Below are 3244 nucleotides of genomic sequence, written 5' to 3' on the forward strand. Positions count from 1 at the left end.
CCCTCGCAATCGCGCACCGTGGTGCCGGTGGAGACGATCAGGCGCGGATCGACGCCATCCATGATGGCGGGATTGCCCGCCTTACCGAAGCCGACGATGCGGCCACCCCGGATGCCGAGATCGCCCTTGACGATGCCGAGCACGGGATCGATCACCACTACGTTGCAGAGCAGGAAATCCAGCGCGCCCTCGCGGCTGGTGATGCCGGCCATGCCGATGCCGTCGCGCAGCGTCTTGCCGCCGCCATGCAGGCACTCGTCGCCATAGACGGCATGATCCTTCTCGACCACTGCGACCAGCGACGTGTCGCCGAGGCGGACCGCATCGCCAGTGGTCGGTCCGTAGAGCGCTGCATAATCCCGACGGTCGATGACGGCCAAATCTGTATCTCCTCGAAATCAGGCGCCGCGGAATCCGCGCGCCCTGGCGCGCGCCAATGCGGCGTCGCGTGTTTGCGGATCGTTGCCCGCACCGTTGGTCAGGTTGTTCAGCCCCGTCAGTTCGCCACGGCCGCCGAACTCGACCAGTGATATTTCCTTTGAAGCACCCGGCTCGAACCGCACCGCCGTGCCCGCGGGAATATCGAGCCGCATGTTGAAGGCCGCGGCACGATCGAATTCCAGCGCCTTGTTGACCTCAAAGAAATGGAAGTGCGACCCGATCTGAATCGGACGGTCGCCGGTATTGACGGCCGTCAGCATGGCGCGGCGACGGCCGGCGTTGAGCTCGAGCCGACCATCGGCAGCCGCGATCTGCCCGGGATGCTCGGTGTCGGCAACGCTTCCCGGCGCGGCGCGAATCGGCTCATGCACGGTGACGAGCTTGGTGCCGTCGGGGAAGGCGCATTCGATCTGGATGATCGGCATCATCGCGGCAATGCCGGGCAGCACGTCCTCGGTGGTCAGAATCGTCGAACCGAATCCGATCAGGTCGGCGACTGAGCGCCCATCGCGAGCGCCTTCGAGGATTTCATCGGTTATGATGGCGACTGCTTCCGGATAGTTGAGCTTCAGCCCCCTCGCCCGGCGCCGACGCGACAGCTCCGCCGCGTTGAAGATCGTCAACCGTTCCAATTCCGTGGGAGTCAGCAGCATCTCGAATCACCTTCAATTGGCGAACAGCCGCACCTCGGACCGGGCGTGGCGGGCCGACGCAATCTCGAGGAATGGCAGGAAGCTCGAAAGCTCTGTCAGCTCGCTCGTCTCGTCCGCGGCAAGTTCCGCGATCAGCGGCAGGCAGTCCCGAAGCAGCGCCTGCCCCGGCAGCGCGCCGATTGCGCCGAGCCGGACCGCGGCGGTGATCATGCTTGATGCCACCGCATATCCCGACGTCAATTGCGCAAGACTCGCGTCGGGCAAGGTCGCCGACCAGACCGCGCCCTGCATGACCGCGATATGGCCGAGGCAGCGACCGGACCGCACGGCCTCGCGCAAGCGGCCTGCCCGCGGGTCGCCCAGTCGCGCATGCGAGGCGAGAAAGGACGCGCCATGGCGCCGCGAGCCGGTGCGGAGCGTTTCGACCAGGGTCGACGCCTCCACCTCGCGATCGATCGCCGCAATCGCGTCCAGATCGTCACGAGCGCGGAACGCGCGCAACAATGCGATGCGATCGTAGCTCGCCCAGCGCTGCCGCAGGATGGTCTGCACCAGCGCTGCGAAGGCCTCGCTACCGAGGTCCGGCTGCAAGGCCAAAGCCCCCTCGATGCCGTAGGAGAACGCGATCGAACCGCTCGGGAATGCCCCGTCCGCCTGCCAGATCGCGCGCAGGGTGGCCAGCATGTTCAATGGCTGTGTCCGTGATCATGGGCGTGCGCGGCGCCGTGGTGGTCGTGATGCCGGGTCAGCTCTTCACTCTCGGACGTGTCCTGCGCCTCCTCCTCGGTCACGGTGATCCCGACGCGCCGCGAGGAAATCAGCTTCTCCAGCCGGGCGGTGTAATCCTCGGGGCGACCTTCCAGCGCGACCAGCAAGACCTCGCCGACGAAGCGCACCCGCCAATGCAGATTGCCGACGTGATAGCCGAGCTCGATGGCGTCGCTGATCGAGCGCGGCTCGAGGCGCAGCCAGCGCTCGGTCGCCGCCCGCACCACGATGGCCCTGTCGTCGTCGATGAGCAGCACCGCGCCGTCGAACAGCTTCTCATGCCGCGGCAGCGCAATCGCAAGCTCCTCGCCCGCGCGGGTCGTGATCAGGAGCCGCCGCCGCGCCAGATCGGCAACCGGTACGTTGACGATGTCGACCGCGCCGCGATGCTCCAGCCGGTGCAGCTTTTCGGCGAGCATCGCATCGAGACGGCTGCCCAGTACATGGTCGATACGCAACATTGCGACCGGTCCCTCATTTCACGCAAACAGCCGCGACGACCATGGGCCGCTCCGGCGGAACGAGTTCATTTGGCGAGCAGCTCTCTCAGCTTGGCGTCGATGAAATCGACGTCCTTCGGGTTGGTGCCGGGACCGCCCGCGAAATGGCCCCAGATCGAGGGCACCGGGACGAATTCCGCGTTCGGCATGTGATCCACCTCGAACTGGCTGTCCTCCGGCGGAAAATAGAGGTCGGTCTGGCCGGGCATGACGAACGCCTTGGCCTTGATCGCACCGAGCGCCGCCTTGAAGTCGCCTTTGTAGAGCTCGTTGTCGCTGATGTCGCCGTTCTGCCAGGTCCACAACATGGTCAGGAGGTTGTTGGGATCCCGCGGCAGAAAGATCCCCTCCCAGAACGCGACCAGGAAATCCTCGAGCGAGGAATAGCCCATCACCTCGAGATCGAGTTTCTCGCGATAGAACGCCTGCGAGAATCCCCAGCCGGCATAGACGCGGGCCATCGCCCTGAGGCCACGCGCGGGTTTCTCGGTGTACCAGCCCTCCTTCCAGGCGGCGTCACAGGTCAGCGCGGCTTTGACGCCTTCCAGGAAGACGAAGTTGTGGCGCGAGCATTTCGCCGAGCCGCAGAACGGCGCGATCAGGTCCATCATGTCAGGATAGAGCGCGCCCCAGTGGAAGGTCTGCAGCGCGCCCATCGACCAGCCGGTCACGAGCCGGATGTGACTGATGCCGAACTTCTCGGTGACGAGACGATGCTGGACGCGGACATTGTCGCAGGCCGTCACCTGCGGGAAGCGCGGACCGTTATAGGGCTCCGGCGTGTTGCTCGGCGACGATGACAACCCGTTGCCCAGCATGTTCGGGATGATGATGAAATATTTCGACGGGTCGAGCGCGCGGCCTTCGCCGATCAGCCATTCG

At 65.4% G+C, this 3244-nt stretch carries 4 protein-coding genes and 1 pseudogene; all 5 read right to left on the reverse strand.

Going from position 1 to position 3244, the window contains the following annotated elements; all coding sequences use genetic code 11:
* Positions 1-380, reverse strand: a pseudogene (gene ureC / locus JOY90_RS27555) (urease subunit alpha); the annotation flags it as partial.
* A gap of 18 nt (positions 381-398) precedes the next feature.
* Positions 399-1094: an urease subunit gamma gene (locus JOY90_RS27560; protein ID WP_291694257.1), complete on the reverse strand. Its 696-nt coding sequence runs from the start codon at positions 1092-1094 to the stop codon at positions 399-401.
* Between the two features lie 12 nt (positions 1095-1106).
* A complete protein-coding gene (locus JOY90_RS27565; RefSeq protein WP_291694260.1) occupies positions 1107-1778 on the reverse strand; it encodes an urease accessory protein UreF in 672 nt (223 codons plus the stop codon).
* Positions 1779-1780: 2 nt separating this feature from the next.
* Positions 1781-2323 carry an urease accessory protein UreE gene (ureE, locus tag JOY90_RS27570; RefSeq protein WP_291694258.1) on the reverse strand — a complete coding sequence of 181 codons (543 nt, stop codon included), beginning with the start codon at positions 2321-2323 and terminating at the stop codon, positions 1781-1783.
* 65 nt (positions 2324-2388) lie between these two features.
* Positions 2389-3244, reverse strand: an 856-nt coding sequence (locus tag JOY90_RS27575) for an alpha/beta fold hydrolase (protein WP_291694259.1), incomplete at its 5' end; no start/stop codon positions are given.

The sequence above is a fragment of the Bradyrhizobium sp. genome, assembly GCF_019242285.1.
Lineage (GTDB): Bacteria > Pseudomonadota > Alphaproteobacteria > Rhizobiales > Xanthobacteraceae > Bradyrhizobium.